This window comes from Mycobacterium sp. TY815, from assembly GCF_030755135.1.
Classification (GTDB): Bacteria; Actinomycetota; Actinomycetes; order Mycobacteriales; family Mycobacteriaceae; genus Mycobacterium.
Window position 1 is genome coordinate 1,199,870 of sequence record NZ_JAUFRX010000001.1, and the last position, 17,840, is coordinate 1,217,709.

Consider the following 17,840-nt stretch of genomic DNA (forward strand, 5'->3'; position numbering starts at 1 on the left):
ACCGTCAGGTAACGGTGACGGGAATTCCGTTCAGCACCCCGTTGCCTGACGGCTCGTCGAGCAGTGTCGGCGGTGACAGCACGTTGGTGTTAACTCCCGGCGAGCCGTTCGCCACCGCCAGGCGGGTGCCGGGCTTGTCGTGACCCCAGCCGTGCGGCATCGACACCACGCCCGGCTTGATCGCATCGGTGATCTCGACCGGCACCTTGATTTCGCCGGACTCCGACTTGACCGTGACGATGTCCTGGTCGGTGATGCGGCAACGGTTCGCGTCCGCGGGATGCATCAACAGTGTGCAGCGGTCCCGGCCCTTCATCAGCGCCGGCACGTTGTGCAGCCACGAATTGTTCGACCGCAGATGCCGTCGGTTGACCAGGACCAGCGGGTCGGCCGGGCGTTCCAGCCGGGCGGCCAGCCGGGCGAGGTCGTCCAGCAGGTACTGCGGGGCGAGCCGGATCTTCTTGTCCGAGGTGCCCAGAATTCCGGGCAGCTGTGGCACCATCGGCCCGAAATCGATGCCGTTGGGATTGGCCTTCAGCAGGTCAAGCGAGAGGCCGCCCGGGTTCTCGCCGTACCGATCGCCGAAGGGACCGGTGCGCAGGGTCAGATCCAGCATCCGCTCCGGGCCGCCGTGCTCGTAGTGCCGGCGGATGGTGGCACCGTCGAGTCCCTGGGTGAACGCCAGGTAGTCGAAGAAGCCGTCGTCGATCGCGGCGACGTCGACATCCTCAGCCGGAGTGCCGGTGCACAACCCGGTCAGGCGGATCAGGATCTCCCACTCGTGTGGCCGCTCACCCGGGTCGAACACCGGCGCCGAGTAGTTGGCGAAGCTGCGAATCGCGAACTGCAGCACCAGGTCGTCGTGGTGCGGCTGCTCGAGCGGTGACAGTCCGGGCAGGATGACATCGGCGTGGCGCGTGGTCTCGTTCAGCCAATTGTCAACGGAGATCATCGCATTGAGCATCGGAAGGGCTTCGTCGAGCTTGTCCCCGCCGGGTGAGGAGAGGACCGGATTGCCGGCGATCGTGATCAGCGCCTTGAGCTGCCCCTCTCCCGGGGTGGCGATCTCTTCGACCAGGCAGGACACCGGAACCTGGCCGAGTACTTCTTTGGCGCCACGCACCCGCGTCTTCCACCGGCCGAACTCCGGCGCACCGTCCTCCAGGCCGGGCAGTGGCTGTGTGGTGATGGACCAGGCCGCCGGTCGCGGGAACATCGCGCCACCCGGTGTGTCGAAATGCCCGGTGAGGATGTTGACGACGTCGACCAGCCAGCTGGCCAGGCTGCCGAACTCCTGGTTGCACAACCCGATGCGGCCGTACACGACAGACTTGTCGGTGCCGGCCAGTTCACGCGCCAGCGTCCGGATGCGTTCTTCGTCGATACCGGTGACGGCACTGACCCGGCTCGGTGGCCAGTCCGCCGCGACGCGACGCATGGTGTCCACACCCGCGACGTGCGGTCCGGGCGCTACCAGGCCCTCCGCGAAGAGGGTGTGCGCGACCGCCAGCAGCAGCGCCGCGTCGGTGCCGGGCACGATCGGCAGCCACTCGTCGGCGTGGTCAGCCGTGCGGGTGCGCACCGGATCGATCACGATCACCTTGCCGCGCTGACGAATCGCGCCGATCAGTCCCATCACGTCGGGAGCCGCGAGCAGCGATCCCTGCGACGCCGCGGGGTTGGCGCCCATGATGACGAGCAGGTCGGTGCGCGCGATGTCGGGTACCGGAAAGTTCCACCAACCGCCGTACATCAGGTGTGACGAGAGGTTCTTCGGCCACTGATCGACCGTGCCGGGCGAATAGGTGACCGGCATGCCCGACATGCCCAGCAGCACCCCCGCGTACCGGGCCAGGGAGAACGAATGTGCCAGCGGATTGCCGGTGTACGCCGTCACAGCGCCGATGCCGTATTCGGTGATCACCGGCGTCAGCAGTTCGGTGCAACGGCGAAACGCGGCGTCCCAACTGACCTCCTGCCACTGACCGTCGAGCTTGATCATCGGTTTACGGAGCCGGTCCGGGTCGTCGTGCAATGCTCCCAGCGCGGCACCCTTCGGACAGATGTGCCCGCGACTCCACACATCGTCACGATTGCCCCGGATTCCGGCGACTTTGCCGTCCTGGACGCGAATTTCCAAGCCGCACATGGCTTCACACAGTGGACAGGTATGCAGGTACCTGCCGTCCGCGGGGCTGGTCATGTCACCACCTTATTCCGCTACCACCGGTATCGGAAGGGTCCGGCCGGGCCCTTTCTGCTAGAGCGTTTCTGCCGCGCCCCGCACCCGCGCTTCGTATCCGGAACGTGCCTGGGTGTCCAGATTTCGCAACACGCGTGCCCGGGTGAGGCGGCCACGCACAGCGGCGACCAGCCGGTCCGGTACTGCCGCGGCGGTGGCCTCGTAGACGCGCATCCAGCCGGGCAGCGCGACGACGGCGCGCCGGTGCGCACACGATCGCAGCACCGCGCCCGCAATGTCTTCGGGGTCGACCGTGGGCAGTACGCCACCCAGCTTGACTCCCGCGGTCAGCTCGGTGCGCACGGCACAGGGCAGCACCACCGACACCGTGACTCCGGAGCCGGCGATCTCGTCGCGCAGGGCTTCGCTGAACCCGACCACGGCGTGCTTGCTCGCACAGTAGGTCGCCAGACCGGCTGCGGGCACTTTGCCCAGATACGAACTCACGTTGACGATGTGGCCGCTCGACCGGGACAGCATGCCGGGCAACGCGAGTTTGGTGCCGATCAGCACGCCCCGGGTGTTGATGTCGAGAATCGCGTCGGTGATTGCGTCGTCTTCGTCGGCGAATCGGCCGGCAGGCATGATGCCTGCGTTGTTCACCAGCACCGCCAGTGGCGTGCCGAACGCGTCCACGGCATCGAGGAACGTGGCGAAGGATTGCCGCGACCGGACGTCCAGGGCCATACCGTGCCCACCGATCTCGGCGGCGGCCGCGGCGGCCAGGTCGGCGTCGAGGTCACCGATGAAGACGCGGGACCCGTTGGCGGCGAATGCTTTTGCAGTGGCGAGCCCGATGCCCCGGGCCCCGCCGGTGATCGCCACCGCAGCACCGTCGAGCCGGATCGGGTTCCTGGTCAACATCCGCTACTTGTATCCGCCGACGGTCAATCTCGCGATGCGACACGCGGGCGATGCGTCGCGGATTTCACCGACGAACAGGGCGGCACACGTCAAGGTTTAAACCCGCAACGCGGGGTAATCCCCATCACAGCGCCTGCCCGGCCTCTACGAGACTTTCGCTTAGTGAACAGTCGTTCGCGTAGTGTACGACATTCGACGCCGCTAATTCAGTTTAAAAGCACCTTTGTTCAACTCGCATGTTTATTTGAGTGTACAAGTGTGTACTGTAGATTCATGGCCGAACGCGGTGCGCAGCCTCAGGTCCCTCGCGGTCGCAGGTGGTTCCTGCGAGCGGTGCGGCAGTTGTTCAAGCCCCTGCAGCCTGACGACTACATCGAGATGATCAACCCGCTCTGGACCACCAAGGAGCTCCGCGGCAAGGTCGAGCGGGTCGAGCCTCAGGGCTCGAAGGCGGCCAGCGTCCTGATCAAGCCCGGGTACGAATGGCCAGGTCACAAGCCTGGTCAATACGTCCGCCTCGGACTGGTCATCGACGGCGTGTACCACTGGCGCGCCTACTCGTTGACTTCGGACCCGGAGCCCGCCGACGGTCTGATCAGCGTGACACCCAAAAAGGTCGACAGCGGCGTCGTCTCGCCGTATCTGGTCGAGCGGATCCAGCCCGGCGAGTTGGTGCGACTCGGCGAGATCGAAGGAGTGTTCACGCTACCCGAGCCGTTGCCCGTGAAAATGCTCTTCATCAGCGCCGGCAGCGGTATCACGCCGATCATGAGCATGTTGCGCAGCCTGGACCGACGCGACGCAGTCCGTGACGTGCTCGTCATCCATTCCGCACGCACGCGCGAGCAGGTCATGTTTCTGGACGCTCTGGAGGATCTCGACAACCGCCACGACGGACTGCGACTCGACCTGCGCCTCACCTCCGATCGCGGCCGGCTCAAGCCGGGTGATTTGGACGAGGTGTGCCCCGACTGGCGGGAGCGCGAAGCGTTCTGCTCCGGTCCGGAGGAAATGCTCGACGCGCTGATCGAGCACTGGGAGAACAACGGCGATCGCGACCGCCTGCACTACGAACGGTTTCAGCCGAAGATCGGTGGCGACGCCGGTGCGGGCGAGGGCGGCGAGGTCAGCTTTCTCAAGAGCGACAAGACCGCTGAATGTGACGGTGGCACATCCATTTTGGAAGCCGGCGAGAACGCCGGACTGGAGCTCGCCTTCGGATGCCGGATCGGCATCTGCCACACCTGCGTCGGGACGCTGAAATCGGGCAAGCTGCGCGACCTGCGCTCGGGTGACGTCACCGAGCCGACGGGACAGGACGTCAGGATCTGCATCAACAGCGCCGAAGGCGACGTCGAACTCGAACTTTGACCGGGAGGAACACCTATGACTTCTACCCTCAATCGTCCGGAAAACCCGTTCGCCCACCTGGGGGAACAAGAACGGGAAAAGCTCGGAAAAGAGCTGGACGCCATTCATGACGAGGTTTTCGCCGACCTCGGCGAGCGCGACCGCCGCTACATCAAGACGGTGATAGCGACCCAGCGGCAGATCGTCGTGGTCGGGCGCGTGCTGCTGCTCGCCTCCAGGTCGCGGACCGCTTGGGTGCTCGGGACGGCATGCCTGGGCATGGCGAAGATCCTCGAGAACATGGAGATCGGCCACAATGTGATGCACGGCCAATGGGATTGGATGAACGATCCCGATATCCATTCCTCGGTGTGGGACTGGGACACCGCCTCCACCGCCGAGTCATGGAAGCACTCGCACAACTACATTCATCACACGTACACGAACATCCGCGGCAAGGACAAGGATCTCGGCTACGAGATCATGCGGATCGACCCGAATCAGAAATGGCACCCGCGGTATCTGGGGCAGTTCTTTTACAACGCGTTGCTGACGGTCCTGTTCGAGTGGGGTGTGGCGGTGCACGACATGGATATCGACGCCATCCGTGCCCGCGAGAAGCCGTGGTCGGAAGTCCGCAAAGACCTCAAAGGCATTGGTGTCAAAGCACGCTCGCAGATTAACAAGGACTACCTGGGCTGGCCGCTGATCAGTGCGGGGGCGTTTGCGCTTACCCAACTGGCCCTGCGCGGGCGGCTCAGTCAGCCCGCGGAATCCCGCCTCGGAAGGCGTCTTCGCAGGATCTCCGGCACAGGGCGAGTCGGTGCCGCGGCAGACTTCCTGGACACGGTGCTGCCCGGCGTGGAGAGCACGTATCTGCGGACCCTGACCGCTGACGCGCTGGCCAATGTCATCCGCAACGTGTGGGCGCACGCGATCATCTTCTGCGGCCATTTCCCGGACCAGACGTACACATTCAGCCAGGAAGAGGTCGAGGACGAGACTCGCGGCGAATGGTATCTGCGGCAGCTGGTCGGTGCCGCCAACATCGAGGGCAGCCCCCTGTTCCACGTGATCAGCGGCAACCTCGGCTATCAGGTGGAGCATCACCTGTACCCGGATATGCCGAGCTCCCGGTATTCGGAAATCGCCCCGAAGATCAAGGACATCTGCGAGCGCTACGAACTGCCCTACAACTCCGGGCGGTTCTCCAAGCAGTGGTACACCGTGCACCGCACCATCTTTCGGCTGGCCTTCCCCGGTGGGAAGCCGCGGCCGAAGCCGGGCCCCTACCGCGGGGAGCAGCGGTCAACGGAAAGCCACCGGTCCAGCGAAGCGGAAAAGTACCGCCAGCGCGTTCCAGCCGAGCACCCTGACGCCGGCCCCGAACACCGTTCCGGAGGCGTAGAAGTGCAGCCGCCGCCACGCGAAAAGGACTGATTCTCAGCCGAATAGCGATGGATCGGCGTCGAACACCGAGATCGGCTCGACGATAACTCCGTTGTCCTCGACGTAGCGCTCCCACAGCTCGACGAGCTCGGCGAGCTTGTCGGGATGGGCGGCTGCTAGATCGTGGATCTCACCGGAATCGGTGGACAGGTCGTAAAGCTGCCAGGCGCCCGTTCCGTGCGGCGCCGGCAGATGCAGCGCCTTCCAGTCGCCCTGCCGGATCGCCCGGCGGCCGAACAACTCCCACCCGGTGCCGGTTTCGGCGGGATGCACGTCGTCTGCGGCGCCGGAAAGGTACTCCACGAGCGAGCGGCCGCGCATCGGCTCCACGTCACGCCCGCGCCAGCTGGTGCCGGGATGTTCGACACCGGCCAGTTCCAGCACGGTGGGTGCGATGTCCATGGCGGTTGTGAATGCCGTGCCGATCTCGGCCTGCCGATCAAAGCCGGGCCAGGTGATGAAGCCGACCACCCGGATCCCACCCTCGGTGGTGAACGCTTTGTGCAGCCGCGACGGCGCCGTGGCGGCCTGCGCCCACCGCGGGCCGTACCAGATGTACGAGCTGGGGCGCCCGAGGTTGTCCAGACTGTTGTCGCAGTACTTCTCGATCTGCGCGGCGATCTGCGGGCCGCGCAGCGGCATCGCCTCGACGATCGCGCCCTCGGCGCCGTTGTCGGACAGGAAGATCACCACGGTGTCGTCCAGTTCGCCGGTCTCGGTCAGATAGTCGATCACCCGGCCGATGTTCCAGTCCATCCGGTCCACCATTCCGGCGTAGACCTCCATGCTGCGCGCCGAGCGCGCCCGCTCGTCGTCCGTCATCTCGGCCCACTCCTGGGCGCCGTCAGCCACCACCGGATGCGCCTCGACATCGGGCGGGCACAGACCCAGCCGCTTCAGCGCCTCCAGCCGCGCCTCGCGCAGCGCGTCCGGCCCGGCGTCGTAGCGGCCGCGATAGGCCGCGACGGAGTCATCGGGTGCCTGCAGCGGCCAGTGCGGCGCCTGGAACGGCAGATAGGCGAAGAACGGCCGATCGTCATCGGGGGAACGGTCGCGCAGATAGCGCAGCAGCGTGTCGGCGTAGTAATCGGAAGAGTAGAAATCCTCGCCGACCGAGACGAATTGGTCGTCCTCGGTGTAAAGCGTTGGCACAGCGAGGAATCCGGCGCCTCCACCACCGTAGTGGCTGGCACCGGCGGGCAGCAGTGCGAACGAGCGCTCGAATCCGCGGGCCCACGGCGACCGTTCGATGGTGGCGCCCAGATGCCATTTGCCCGACATCAACGTGAGATAGCCCGCCTCGCGCAGCAACTCGGGCAACGCGACCACCCGGTCGTTCAGATAGCCTTCGTAGCCCGGCGCGCCCTGGAAGCCGGGGACGGCCACCTCGAGCATGGTGCCGATGCCCGCGACGTGGTGGTCGGTACCGGTCAGCAGCATGGCCCGGGTGGGCGAGCAGGCCGGCGCCGAGTGGAAGTCGGTGAACCGGACCCCCTGATAGGCCAACCGGTCCAGGTTGGGGGTCTTGATTTCACCGCCGAAGGCGCCGATGTCGGAGAAGCCGAGATCGTCGGCCACAATCACCAGAAAGTTGGGTCGCTTCACCTGGAGCATCCTGTCAGCTTCGGCAGAGGATACGAGCATGGCGCACGCAAACGGGTTACTGGCCGATCGCGTCGCGGTGGTCACCGGCGGAGGCGGCGGGATCGGCGCCGCGACCGCGCGGCTGTTCGCCGAGCACGGCGCCCGGGTGGTGGTCGCCGACATCGACGGCGAGCGTGCGCAGCGGACCGCGGACGAGATCGGCGGCCTGGCGGTCGTGACCGACGTCCGGGAGGCAGCACAGGTCGCCGCGCTCGCAGACCGCGTGCGGGACGGTTACGGGTGCATCGACGTGCTGGTCAACAATGTCGGGCACTGGGTGCGCCACCCGGGCGCGTTCGCCGCCACGGACCCGGCGCTGTGGGACGAGCTGTACCGAGTGAACCTGCACCACGTCTTCCTGGTCACCCGGGCCTTCCTGCCGATGATGATCGAACGGCGGGCCGGCGCGATCGTCAACGTCTCCTCCGTGGAGGGGCTGCGCGGCTATCCCGAGGATCCGGTCTACGCCGCCTTCAAGGCCGCCGTCATCCATTTCACCCGCAGCCTCGCGGTCCAGGTGGGGCGCGACGGAATCCGGGTCAACGCGATCGGGCCGGACGTCACCGAATCTCTGCAGGTGCCCTACTCCCAATGGCTCTCGCCCGACGAGCAATCGCAGTGGCCGCAATGGGTCCCGATCGGACGCATGGGTCAACCGGAGGACCAGGCGCGGGTGATCCTGTTCCTGGCGTCGGACCTCGCGGCGTTCGTCACCGGCCACACGATCCCGACCGACGGCGGGACGGGCGCGGCGGGCGGATGGTTCCGTTCCTCGCGCCGCGCCGGGCGGGAATGGACGAATCGCCCTATCGACCCCTAGCCAAGCGTGGTGTGCATCAGCATCACGTCGTATGCCGACCACAGCGAAAGGTTGAAGTACACGTCCTTGCCTGTCGTCCAAGGGTGCATCATCGGCGCATAGACGCCGCCGGGCATCTGGAAATTGGACACCAGCAAGTGCTCCGGGCTGTAAGGGCCTTGCGGAGTGGGTGCGGTCCGGGCCACCACATCGTTGGCGCCGTTGGTATACATCACCAGGTACTGCTTGAGATAGGTGTTGTACTGGGCCGACATCTCGGCTACCGGGCCCGGGATGACCGGAGTCGCTGCCGATGGCTTGTTCGGCACCCACGAGTTCGAATCACCGTTCCAATACTCGTATTTGGTGAGGTCCGGAATGAATCGCGGCTGCACTCGCGACAGGTGCGCCGCGCCGCCGCGTCCGTTCGGCGTGCCGAAGGAGTACAGGTAGCCGTCGCCGCCCTTGACGTAGGCACCCATCTGGAAATTCTCGTTGCCCTCCACATAGGGAACGCGCGCTGCGTCGGGGCCGTTGGCGCGGATGGTGCCGGGGTACACCGACCAGGTCTGGCCGTTGTCGGTGGACATTGCGATGCCGGAGTAATTCGTCCACCATTCGCCGTCGCGACCCCAGTCCTTGATGGACATGAAGTTGATGTACTGGGTCTTACCGATGGAGATCGCGGCGGTCGGGATGATTCCGGTCTCTTCCCTGGCGTACTTGATGCTGTTGATGACCTGGCGGGAGAAGCCGGGTTGCTGGGTCGGCGAGCCGGCGTATCTGTTGGAGGGATCGCCGGCGTCGACGTGCAGGCCGTGCGACAGGTCGTGGTCGTTGCTGCGGAACAGCACGTTGTACCGCCACTGGTCGCCCTTGACGGCGCAGTAGCCGAACGTGTCGCCGAAGGCCATCAGCACCTGGTGGTTAGTGGGATCGCCATTGTCCCAGAGGATTCCGAGGTCGGTCCCGGAGATGCCGAAGCGTTCCAGGGTCTTGTTCGGGCCGTCGGGTCCGGTCACCCACTCGACCAGGGAGGTGTTGGAGCCGCCGAGTGCGCCTTCGGCTTCCGGCGAGCCGGGCGGCAGCTCCGGTGCCGGAGCCGGGTTCGGCGGGACCGCCGCATCCGGGGCCGGGGCGAGCTGCGCGGCCTGGGGTTGCTGGCCCGCCGGTGGAGCGGGAACAGGAGGAGCCGGGTTGGCGCCCGGGACCAGCGCCTGCTGTTGCATCGGCGCGGAGTAGCGCTGACCCGGCTGCAACACGCGCTGCAACGGGCCGGGCCTGGGCATCGGTGCGCGGTCATTCGCGCCGCGGGGCCGCTTGTTCATCGGGCCGAGCACCTTGCCGCCGGGGTTGGTCACTACCGCGTTCGCCGGCGGCGGGACGTTGGCTTCAGGTGCGCTGCACGGCAGCGCGTGTACCTGGGGGGCCAGGCCGATCGGAAGGATGAGCCCGACAGCAGCCGCCGCTGCCAGCGATACCGAAACGAAGCGAGGAATCGCCGACATTTCACACCTTTCCAGAGGCCGGACGCCGAATTGACGTCCGCAATGGGTTGATGTGACGATAGTGAGCAATGAGGTCCCTGTGACCCGTGGGCAGTCAATAGGTATGCGTCCGTGACCGTGTCGCAACCCTCCCCAGGCGTCGAAAGCAATTTTCACCGAGCATCTTTCGCTCGTCCGTCGCAGACTGTGGGCGACTCCATGCTTAGCCCGGCCCGGCAGCGGATATACAGAGCCCGACCGCCGGTGTTCCCAGTTCGGTCAATCCGTCAATGTCAGGAGGCACGGTGGTTAATGTCAGCGCAGAGCAGACCGCGACGCCGGGGGTCACGTCCGGATCGGGGCACCCCGACGACCGGCCGGAGGTGTGGCCGGGCAAGGCCTACCCGCTGGGATCGAGCTACGACGGGTCCGGCACGAACTTCGCCGTCTTCAGCGAGGTGGCTGAGCGGGTCGAGCTGTGCCTGTTCGACGAGGACGGCTCCGAAACCAGGATTGCGCTGCCGGAAGTGGACGGCTTCGTCTGGCACGCGTTCCTGCCCAGTGTTCAGCCGGGTCAGCGCTACGGATTCCGGGTGCACGGCCCCTACGATCCCGCCAACGGCCACCGGTGCAACCCGAACAAGTTGCTGGTGGACCCGTACTCGAAGGCAATCGACGGGTCGTTTCAGTGGGACCAGTCCTTGTTCAGCTACAACTTCGGCGATCCGGACAGCCGCAATGACGACGACTCCGCGGCCAACATGCCCAAGTCGGTGGTGATCAATCCGTACTTCGACTGGGGCGTGGACCGCCCGCCCGGCCACGAGTACGCCGACAGCGTCATCTACGAGGCACACGTCAAAGGCCTCACCCAGACTCACCCGGCGATCCCCGAACGGATTCGCGGCACCTATTCGGCGATCGCGCACCCGGCGATCATCGAGCACCTGACCAATCTGGGCGTGACGGCGATCGAGCTGATGCCGGTGCACCACTTCGCCAACGACTCGACGCTCATCGAGAAGGGTCTGTCAAACTACTGGGGCTACAACACAATCGGGTTCTTCGCCCCCGACTTCAAATACACCGCCAGCAACACGCCGGGTGGCCAGGTTCAGGAGTTCAAGGCCATGGTGCGCGCGCTGCACGAGGCCAACATCGAGGTGATCCTCGACGTCGTCTACAACCACACCGCCGAGGGGAACCACATGGGCCCCACGTTGTCGATGCGCGGCATCGACAACGCCGCCTACTACCGGTTGGTCGACGACGACAAGCAGTACTACATGGACTACACCGGCACCGGCAACAGCCTCAACGTGGGCCATCCGCACACCTTGCAGCTGATCATGGATTCGCTGCGGTACTGGGTCACCGAGATGCATGTCGACGGATTCCGCTTCGACCTGGCCTCCACCCTGGCGCGCGAATTCTACGATGTCGACCGGCTGTCGGCGTTTTTCGAACTGGTGCAACAGGATCCCATCGTCAGCCAGGTCAAGCTGATTGCCGAACCGTGGGATGTCGGCCCCGGCGGCTACCAGGTGGGCAACTTCCCGCCGCAGTGGACCGAATGGAACGGCAAGTTCCGCGACAGCATCCGCGACTTCTGGCGCGGCGAGGACGCCATTCTGAGCGAATTCGCCTCCCGGATAAGCGGATCGGCCGACCTCTACGAGCACACCGCACGCCGGCCGGTAGCCTCCATCAATTTCGTCACGGCCCACGACGGGTTCACCCTGCGCGACCTGGTGTCCTACAACGAGAAGCACAACGAGGCCAACGGCGAGGACAACAACGACGGCGAGTCACACAACCGGTCCTGGAACTGCGGCGCCGAGGGCCCGACGGACGACCCTGAGATCAACACGCTGCGGGCCCGGCAGCAGCGCAACTTCCTGGCGACAACCATTCTGTCGCAAGGGGTTCCGATGATCTGCCACGGCGACGAGCTCGGCCGCACCCAGCACGGCAACAACAACGGATTCTGCCAGGACAGCGAGCTGACCTGGATCAACTGGGACAACGCCGACAACGATCTCATTGAGTTCACCCGGGCGGTGACGGCCATCCGGGCCGGGCATCCGGTCTTCCGCAGGCGCCGGTTCTTCACCGGAGCCCCGGTCCGGGTGCGGGGATCGGAAGGTCTGCCGGACATCTCGTGGTTCCGGCCCGATGGCTCGGAGATGAGCGACGAGGACTGGGATTCCGGTTTTGGTAAATCGGTGGCGGTCTTCCTCAACGGCCTGGGCATACCCGGCACGGATTCCCGTGGACAGCGCATCACCGACGACTCCTTCGTGCTGTGCTTCAACGCCCACCACGAACCGATCGAATTCGTCCTGCCCCCTGATGAATTCGGGCCGGGCTGGCTCCCGGTGCTGGACACGGCGGCCGGTACCGGGCAGGTGGAGAACGGCGACGCGCAGCCGCCGCAGGGCAAGATCACGGTCCAGGGCCGGGCGGTGGTGCTGTTGGAGCAGACCCAGCGCGAGGAGTAGCCGCGCCCGGACTGTTCCCCCCGGCGCGAAGCGGCAGTATGCTCATGCCGCCCACTGCAGCAGACGCGCCGGGGAGTCGCGGATTGCTTGCCGATCACCGACAAGCAAGAAGGACAGGTCATGCGCTCCCTTACTGCGGCGTTCACCGTCGCCGCCGCCGGGCTTTTGGTCGCCGCGTGCGGCGGCGACAACGACAGCGGCACGCCGTCATCCTCGAGTTCGGCAACCAGCTCGGCGTCGTCCAAGCCTCCGGTGGCGCCGGCGGCCTTGGCGAATCTGCTGCTCACCCCTGGCGAACTCGACGCCACCATGGGCACCATGGGTATGGCGATCAGAGACAAGTCCGACAAACTGGCCGACGACGGCAACAAGCAGTACCCGCAGGGCTGGAAGTGGCCCGCCGAGTGCCTGTTCGCCTATGGCCCTGGCGAGAACCCGCTTTACGCGGGCAGTGGGTTCACCGGCGCTGCCGGACGCGACGACAGCGCGTCCCCGCCCACGCCGGGATCCAAGGACATGGACCCCGAAGCCGTGCAGTACCTGGTGGCGTTCCCCTCCGCGACCGAGGCGAAGGCGTTCTTCGACGCCTCGGTCAAGGCGTGGCCGGCCTGTGCGGATCGGCCGCTCGTCGTCCCGGCCGACCCCGGTGGTGCTGAGATCACCTGGAAAGTGGGACAGGTGAATTCGTCCAATGGCGTGCTGACCACCACCATTTCGGTCAGCACAACCGACAACGGCACCGCCGTCGGCGGGACCTGTCAGCGGGCCCTCACCGTGCGCAACAACGTGGTGATCGACGTCAGCGGATGCGGACCCAAGGACCCCGGCGACGCCGGCGTCAAGCTCGCCGCCCAGCTCGCCGGCAAGGTCGACAAGCAGTAGCGGCCGCTACCCGGTCAGCGGCCGGATCGATACGTGGAAGCTGCCGGGGCCGGCGATCGCCGACAGGCGGTCCCCGGCAGCGACGGCGAGGTTGAGAAAGCCGTTGAATGCCTTGGCTCCGGCGCCATTCGCGGTGACGATGGCGAAGTTACCGCCCGCCAGTCCCCCGGACTGATCGCCCGCCAGTGCGAAATTGCTGCCGCCGGCGGCCACCGCGATGTTCAGCACGCCCGCACCGCCGGCCCAGACGTCGTGATTTCCGTCGCCGACGACGGTGGCGATGTTGGCGAAGTTGACCGGGCTGTGACCGCTGGCCTGCACCAGGTTGTTGCCGGACCCGACGACGGTGGACACGATCGCGAAGTTGGCCGGCTGATGTCCGCGGACCGTGACACCGGTGTTGCCGTCGCCGACAGCGGTGGCGACACCCCCCACACTCAGCCCGGCAACGCTGGCGGCGACCGTGTTGTTGTTGCCGACCGCGGTGGCGGCGACGGCGATGTTGGCGCCGACGCCGCCCGCCGTGGCCGCAACCTCGGTGTTGCCGTCCCCGATCGCCGTGCCCAGGGTCGCGATGTTCGCACCGGCGCCTGAGGCGGTGGCCGACACACCGTTGCCCGCGCCGGCCGCGGTGGCCAGGGTCGCGTAGTTCTGTACCCCGGTCGCCGACGCGGTGGCCGTATTGCCTCCGCCGACGAACGCCGTGGCAGCCGTTGCGATATTGCCGGCGCCGTTGGCGGTCGCCGAGACGGCGTTCCCGTCGGTGATCGCGGTACTCAGGGTGGCGATATTGCCGCCGATCCCGACCGCCCGCGCTACCGCCGCGGTGTTGCTGTCACCGAAGACGGTGGCCAGGGTGGCGATGTTGCCGCCCGCACCACCGGCTTCCACCACCCCGCCGGTATTGCCGTCGCCGTACACCGTGCCCAGCGTGGCGATGTTCTCCAGGCCGAAGGCACTGACTTTCATCGAGTTGCCGTCCCCGATCACCGTCGAGGCCACCGGCACGTTACCCACTCCCGTCACGTCGACCGTGGCCGTGTTCTGGTCGCCGATTGCGGTGGCGATGGAGACGAGGTTGCCCGAGCCGGTCGCGCTCGCCGACACCGCCGCGTTGTTGTCACCGATCACGGTGCCCAGCGTGACGATGTTGCCGCCGACCCCGATGGCATGCGCTCCGGTGACCGCGTTGCCACTGCCGAACACGGTGGCCAGGGTGGCGATGTTGCCGCCGGCCCCGCCGGCCTCGGCGGCGACCGAGGTGTTGCCGTCGCCGTAGGAGGTGGCCACGGTCGCGATGTTGTCCACACCGAAAGCGGTGGCGGTCAGGCCACTGTTGTCACCGATGCCGGTGGCGATCGTGGCGATGTTGCCCAGGCCGGTCGCACTGACTTTGGCGGTGCTGTTGTTGCCGAACACGCTGGCCAGCGTCGCGATGTTGCTACCCCCGCCACCGGCCTCGGCGGAGACCGTGGTGTTGCCGTCACCGATCGCGGTGGCGAAGGTCGCGATGTTGGCACCCACGCCGGGCGCGCCGGCCACGACGCCGTTGTTGTCACCGATCGCGGTCGCGACGGTGGCGATGTTCTCGACGCCGAACGCGTCGACCTTGGCGGTGTTGTTGTTGCCGATCAGGGTGGCGATGTTCGCGGTGTTGCCCAGGCCGGTCGAGACGACCGACGCCGAGTTGCCATCCCCGATCACGGTGGCCAGCGTCGCGGTGTTGCCGCCACCGCCACCGGCCGACGCCAAGACCTGGGTGTTGCCCTCGCCGATCGCCGTGGCGAAGGTGGCGACGTTAAGACCGACACCCGGCGCACTGGCCGCGACGTTGTTGCCGTTGCCGTACGAAGTGGCCACGGTCGCAATGTTTTCCACGCCCAGGGCGCTGGCCGACGAGGTGTTGTTGTTGCTGAACAGCACGGTGGACAGGGTGGCCGTGTTGCCCGCGCCCAGCGCGCTGGCCTGGGCGGTGTTGTTGTCACCGAAGACAGTGGCCAGGGTCGCGATATTGCCGCCCGCGATGCCGGCGTCCGCATCGACCTTGGAGTTGCCCTGGCCGATCGCAGTGGCGATGGTGGCGGTGTTGCCGCCGACACCCTTGGCCTCGGCGGACACGTTGTTGTCGTTGCCGTAGGAGGTGGCCAGGGTGGCGATGTTCCCGACGCCGATCGTTTCGGCCGCGGAGGTGTTGTTGTTGCTGAACAACACCGTCGAGACGCTGGCGATGTTTCCGGCGCCGAACGCGCTGGCTTTCGCAGTGTTGTTGTCGCCCAACGACGTTGCGACGGTGGCAACGTTGCCACCGGCACCGCCGGCATCGGCGCTGACCTGGGTGTTGCCGTTGCCGAACGCGGTGGCGATCTGGGCGGTGTTGGCGCCCACACCCACGGCGCTGGCTCCCACCCCGTTGTTGTTGCCGCCCGAGGTCGCCACGGTGGCGATGTTGCCCGCCCCGATGACCTTCGAGGTCACCGTGCTGCCGTTGCCCAAAGAGGTGGCGACGTTGCCGACGTTGCCGGCACCGAGGGCACTGGCCGCGACGTTGGGGTTGTTGGCGCCGAAGGCGGTGGCCACCGTGCCGATATTGTCCGAGCCGCTCGCGTCGGCCGAGACCGCGGTATTGCCGCTGCCGCCGACGGTCGCGACGGTGGCGATGTTGTTTAGGCCGAACGAGCTGGCCGTGACGCCGTTGCTGTCACCGAACAGGGCGCTGGCCACGGTGCCGATGTGACCTCCGCCGGTCGCGTTGGCGCTGATCACGTTGTTGTTGCCGATGATGGAAGCAGCGACGGTGCCGAGATTGCCGCCGACGCCCGTCGCCGTTGCCGCGACCGCGTTGCCGTTGCCCAGCGCGGCCGCGACCACTCCTTCGTTGCCGCCGGCGCCGCCCGCGGCGGCGAGCACGTTGACGTTGCCGCTGCCCGCGACCGCCGCCACCACCGCGTTGTTCTCGACGCCGAATGCGTCGGCCGACACCGTGGTGTTGTTGCTGCCGAAGACCGCTGAGACGATGCCGGTGTTCTCCACGCCGGTCACCTTGGCCGCCACGCCGGAGTTGTTGTTGCCGAAGGCGGCGGCCACAGTGGCGTTGTTCTGCACTCCTTCGGCAGTGGCGGAGACGGTGTTGTCGTTCCCGAAAGCGGCCGCGACCGTGCCGATGTTGCCCACGCCGACGGCGTTGGCGACGACGGTGTTGTTGTTGCCGAACGCGAGGGCTCCGGTGCCGATGTTCACCGCGCCGGTGGCGTTCGCGGTCGAGTTGCTGCCGATGACCCCGGCGATATTCAGCACGCCTCCGGTGGCCGCTGCCCTACTGCCGTCACCGAAAGCAAAAGCGATATCGGCCAGGTCGGCGTTCGCCGAACTATTCGCGCCGGTGGCCACCGCCAAACCGCCGAAGGTGCTGTTGGCCTGCGCGGTGCCGGTCTGCAGCAGTTGCAGGCCGAAGACCGAGATACTGAAGTCCACGCCCGCGCCGGGCAGGGCCAGCGCCTGCTGCCACGGCGCGAGCGCCTGGGCGACCGCAGATGCCCCGGCGTGATAGCCCGCCATCACCGACACATCCTGGGCCCACAGTTGCTCGTAGAAAGCTTCGGCGGCCGCGATCGCGGGCGCATTCTGACCGAACAGATTCGAGATCACCAGGGCCACAATCTCGTTGCGATTGGCGGCAATGAGCGCCGGGTGCGCGACGGCGGCCTGCGCGGCCTCGAAGACCGCCGCGGCAGCGGCTGCCTGGGCCGCGGTTCCTGCCGCCTGCGCCGCCGCCGTGTTCAGGTAACTGCCGTACGGACCGGCCACCGCAGCCATGGCCGCTGCAGCCGGGCCCTGCCACGCTCCGCCCACCAGCCCGGTGGTGACGGAGCTGAATGACGAAGCCGCGGCCTGCAACTCGCCGGCCAGACCTTCCCACGCGGAGGCCGCATCCAACATCGGCCCCGGCCCGGCACCGGAATACATCAGCAGCGAATTGATCTCGGGGGGCAGCACCGCAAAACTCATAGAAGCAGTCCATTCTCAACATCTGGGCTCAACCGGCCGGCCGCCGCTCCCAATTTCGAAGCCGCCGCACGCAACACCCCCCACCCGCTGCTCACGCATAACGATCGGTTGCCCGGCGGGCTGTCCACCATGCACGCGCCTCTCTTTGACGAGATCGAGCAACCACCGGAAATAACTGAGCAGATCGGCAGCAAAAACATATCCGGCAGCTGGCGATCATGTTTCGCATTTCGCCAAATATTCATCGACTTCGGCGAAAGAGCGTTGGAGATCGGGCGGATTCGGGAACACCGGTATCAACGACCACACAAACGAAGGACCGTCATGAGCGCAAAATCCAAAGCCCTCTATCTGCCGCTGTCGATGGCTACCAGTGTCACCGGCGGCCTGCTTGCCGGCGCCCTCTTCAGCCAGGTCTGGAAACGCCTCAGCGACGATGACCAGGCGCCGCCCGACCCGAAGGATCTCAGCAACTCCACCCGCACCGCCCTGATCGGCGCCGGCCTGCAGGGGCTGATATTCGGTGTGGTCAAGGCTGCGGTCGACCGGGCGGGTGCCCGGGGATATCAAGCCGTCACTCACGAGTCGCCCACGCCCTGACGCGGGCCGTCGGCCAC

11 protein-coding genes are annotated in these 17,840 nt (G+C 66.6%); 6 read left to right on the top strand and 5 right to left on the bottom strand.

Annotation, left to right across the window (positions count from 1 at the left end; translation table 11 throughout):
• Window positions 1-4: 4 nt before the first annotated feature.
• Complete coding sequence (locus QXK92_RS05165) at window positions 5-2,203, bottom strand: molybdopterin-dependent oxidoreductase (protein WP_306240597.1); 2,199 nt, start codon at window positions 2,201-2,203, stop codon at window positions 5-7.
• A 57-nt stretch (window positions 2,204-2,260) separates the two neighbouring features.
• The gene (locus QXK92_RS05170; RefSeq protein WP_306240598.1) at window positions 2,261-3,106 is read right to left on the bottom strand and encodes an SDR family oxidoreductase; all 846 of its coding nucleotides are present in this window, start codon (window positions 3,104-3,106) and stop codon (window positions 2,261-2,263) included.
• Between the two features lie 273 nt (window positions 3,107-3,379).
• Here QXK92_RS05170 and QXK92_RS05175 point away from each other — a divergent pair, with 273 nt between their 5' ends.
• Together QXK92_RS05175 and QXK92_RS05180 are read left to right on the top strand one after the other, a co-directional pair.
• On the top strand, window positions 3,380-4,477 hold the full coding sequence (locus QXK92_RS05175) for a ferredoxin reductase (RefSeq protein WP_306240599.1): 1,098 nt from the start codon (window positions 3,380-3,382) through the stop codon (window positions 4,475-4,477).
• Between the two features lie 15 nt (window positions 4,478-4,492).
• Window positions 4,493-5,896 (top strand): acyl-CoA desaturase, encoded by a 1,404-nt coding sequence (locus QXK92_RS05180; protein ID WP_306240600.1) that lies wholly within the window; start codon window positions 4,493-4,495, stop codon window positions 5,894-5,896.
• A 3-nt stretch (window positions 5,897-5,899) separates the two neighbouring features.
• Here the strand turns inward: QXK92_RS05180 and QXK92_RS05185 are convergent, their stop codons facing one another.
• Window positions 5,900-7,510 (bottom strand): arylsulfatase, encoded by a 1,611-nt coding sequence (locus QXK92_RS05185; RefSeq protein ID WP_306240601.1) that lies wholly within the window; start codon window positions 7,508-7,510, stop codon window positions 5,900-5,902.
• Between the two features lie 37 nt (window positions 7,511-7,547).
• On the opposite strand from QXK92_RS05185, the gene QXK92_RS05190 reads away from it, so the two are divergent.
• The gene (locus QXK92_RS05190; protein WP_306240602.1) at window positions 7,548-8,369 is read left to right on the top strand and encodes an SDR family NAD(P)-dependent oxidoreductase; all 822 of its coding nucleotides are present in this window, start codon (window positions 7,548-7,550) and stop codon (window positions 8,367-8,369) included.
• On the opposite strand, the gene QXK92_RS05195 is transcribed toward QXK92_RS05190, so the two are convergent.
• Entirely contained in the window at window positions 8,366-9,856 is a 1,491-nt protein-coding gene (locus QXK92_RS05195; RefSeq protein WP_306240603.1) for a DUF4185 domain-containing protein, read from the bottom strand. The genes QXK92_RS05190 and QXK92_RS05195 overlap by 4 nt on opposite strands.
• A gap of 269 nt (window positions 9,857-10,125) precedes the next feature.
• Between QXK92_RS05195 and glgX the strand changes: the two genes are divergently transcribed.
• Window positions 10,126-12,336 carry a glycogen debranching protein GlgX gene (glgX, locus tag QXK92_RS05200; RefSeq protein ID WP_371934343.1) on the top strand — a complete coding sequence of 737 codons (2,211 nt, stop codon included), beginning with the start codon at window positions 10,126-10,128 and terminating at the stop codon, window positions 12,334-12,336.
• A gap of 120 nt (window positions 12,337-12,456) precedes the next feature.
• Complete coding sequence (locus QXK92_RS05205) at window positions 12,457-13,218, top strand: sensor domain-containing protein (RefSeq protein WP_306240604.1); 762 nt, start codon at window positions 12,457-12,459, stop codon at window positions 13,216-13,218.
• 6 nt (window positions 13,219-13,224) lie between these two features.
• Here QXK92_RS05205 and QXK92_RS05210 read toward each other — a convergent pair whose 3' ends face one another.
• On the bottom strand, window positions 13,225-17,223 hold the full coding sequence (locus QXK92_RS05210; protein ID WP_306240605.1) for a PPE family protein: 3,999 nt from the start codon (window positions 17,221-17,223) through the stop codon (window positions 13,225-13,227).
• 324 nt (window positions 17,224-17,547) lie between these two features.
• On the opposite strand from QXK92_RS05210, the gene QXK92_RS05215 reads away from it, so the two are divergent.
• Window positions 17,548-17,823 carry a DUF4235 domain-containing protein gene (locus tag QXK92_RS05215; RefSeq protein WP_306240606.1) on the top strand — a complete coding sequence of 92 codons (276 nt, stop codon included), beginning with the start codon at window positions 17,548-17,550 and terminating at the stop codon, window positions 17,821-17,823.
• The last annotated feature ends 17 nt before the right edge of the window (window positions 17,824-17,840 follow it).